Raw genomic sequence first — 1,168 nt, 5'->3', positions numbered from 1 at the left:
ATTATTATAGAAGCCCCCATGAATAAATCGCTCATCATTTTCGGCATCGTCAACATAACCTCGGACAGTTTCTCCGATGGAGGCCGGTATCTGGCGCCAGACGCAGCCATTGCGCAGGCGCGTAAGCTGATGGCCGAGGGGGCAGATGTGATCGACCTCGGTCCGGCATCCAGCAATCCCGACGCCGCGCCTGTTTCGTCCGACACAGAAATCGCGCGTATCGCGCCGGTGCTGGACGCGCTCAAGGCAGATGGCATTCCCGTCTCGCTCGACAGTTATCAACCCGCGACGCAAGCCTATGCCTTGTCGCGTGGTGTGGCCTATCTCAATGATATTCGCGGTTTTCCAGACGCTGCGTTCTATCCGCAATTGGCGAAATCATCTGCCAAACTCGTCGTTATGCATTCGGTGCAAGACGGGCAGGCAGATCGGCGCGAGGCACCCGCTGGCGACATCATGGATCACATTGCGGCGTTCTTTGACGCGCGCATCGCGGCGCTGACGGGTGCCGGTATCAAACGCAACCGCCTTGTCCTTGATCCCGGCATGGGGTTTTTTCTGGGGGCTGCTCCCGAAACCTCGCTCTCGGTGCTGGCGCGGTTCGATGAATTGCGGCTGCGCTTCGATTTGCCGGTGCTTCTGTCTGTTTCGCGCAAATCCTTTCTGCGCGCGCTCACAGGCCGTGGTCCGGGGGATGTCGGGGCCGCGACACTCGCTGCAGAGCTTGCCGCCGCCGCAGGTGGAGCTGACTTCATCCGCACACACGAGCCGCGCCCCTTGCGCGACGGGCTGGCGGTATTGGCGGCGCTGAAAGAAACCGCAAGAATTCGTTAACTGCACATTCGGGATATTTCTCTATATTCGCGGTTCAGCAGGCATGTCCCCTTTGAGGGCGACCCGACGACAGGATAATCGACCTTATGGTGCGCAAATATTTCGGCACAGACGGTATTCGTGGCAAAGCCAACGAAGGCGCGATGACGGCGGAAACCGCCTTGCGCGTCGGCATGGCGGCTGGCCGTGTCTTTCGTCGCGGTGACCACCGCCATCGTGTCGTGATCGGCAAGGATACGCGCCTGTCGGGCTATATGCTTGAACCCGCGCTCACAGCCGGTTTCACCTCGATGGGCATGGACGTATTCCTTTTTGGCCCGCTGCCGACAACGTA

1 protein-coding gene and 1 pseudogene are annotated in these 1,168 nt (G+C 59.8%); both read left to right on the top strand.

Annotated features, from left to right (window positions below):
* Positions 1 to 18: 18 nt before the first annotated feature.
* A complete protein-coding gene (sul2, locus tag FTT77_RS17195; RefSeq protein WP_001043260.1) occupies positions 19 to 834 on the top strand; it encodes a sulfonamide-resistant dihydropteroate synthase Sul2 in 816 nt (271 codons plus the stop codon).
* An 86-nt stretch (positions 835 to 920) separates the two neighbouring features.
* Positions 921 to 1,168, top strand: a pseudogene (glmM, locus tag FTT77_RS17190) (phosphoglucosamine mutase); the annotation flags it as partial.

The organism is Acinetobacter sp. YH01010, from assembly GCF_013420775.1.
In the GTDB taxonomy this organism is placed as follows: Bacteria; Pseudomonadota; Gammaproteobacteria; order Pseudomonadales; family Moraxellaceae; genus Acinetobacter; species Acinetobacter amyesii.
Note: the sequence above shows the minus strand (reverse complement) of the source record. Positions and strands in the feature narration are given on the sequence as shown.

What these genes read in the sequence shown, in the direction of transcription:
- sul2 (WP_001043260.1), top strand. Translation starts at nt 19, where the DNA reads ATGAATAAATCGCTCATCATTTTCGGCATCGTCAACATAACCTCGGAC.